General features: G+C 69.6%; 1 protein-coding gene. It reads right to left on the bottom strand.

Annotation, left to right across the window (positions count from 1 at the left end; all coding sequences use genetic code 11):
* A partial coding sequence (locus EOA33_RS38105; RefSeq protein ID WP_145989618.1) for a nucleotidyltransferase family protein occupies positions 1-550 on the bottom strand: 550 nt, incomplete at both ends.

Genomic DNA, 550 nt, shown 5'->3' with positions numbered 1-550 from the left:
ATCCTGCAGCACGCCGCCGGCGCCTTCCAGCGCCTCGCGCGTATCGACGTCGACCGAGGCGGCGTTGCCGATCTCGACATCGACGACATCAAGGCCCCCGGCTTCGACCAGGTGGCGCGCGCCGGTGTCGCCTTCGAGATGGGCGATAGCCCCAAACAGCGAACGAGGCAGCAGGACCGGGTTGCCGCGCCGGCCGTCGTGGGCGGCACGCACCACCGAGCGGCCGCCGGATCTGCGGAAGGCTTCGATCAGCCGGTCGAGATCGGCGGAGGACACGCCGGGCATGTCGCCAAGGACGATCATGGCGCCGGCGGCCTCGGCCGAAACCCTGGCGATGCCCGCCTTGAGAGACGAGGACAGGCCGTCGGCGAAATCGGGATTGTCGGCCAGGATCACATCGAGGCCGGAAAGCGCGCCGCGCACCCGCTCTCTTTGATGGCCGGTGACGACAATTGTGTTTGCCGCCCTGGAACCCAGCGCTCTCTCGGCGGCGCGGCGCACCAGCGGCTTGCCGTCGAACAGTGCCAGCAGCTTGTTCGGCCCGCCCATG

This window comes from Mesorhizobium sp. M4A.F.Ca.ET.050.02.1.1 (assembly GCF_003997725.1).
GTDB lineage: Bacteria > Pseudomonadota > Alphaproteobacteria > Rhizobiales > Rhizobiaceae > Mesorhizobium.
The sequence above is the reverse complement of the archived record's forward strand: the minus strand, read 5'-3'. Positions and strand labels throughout refer to the sequence as shown.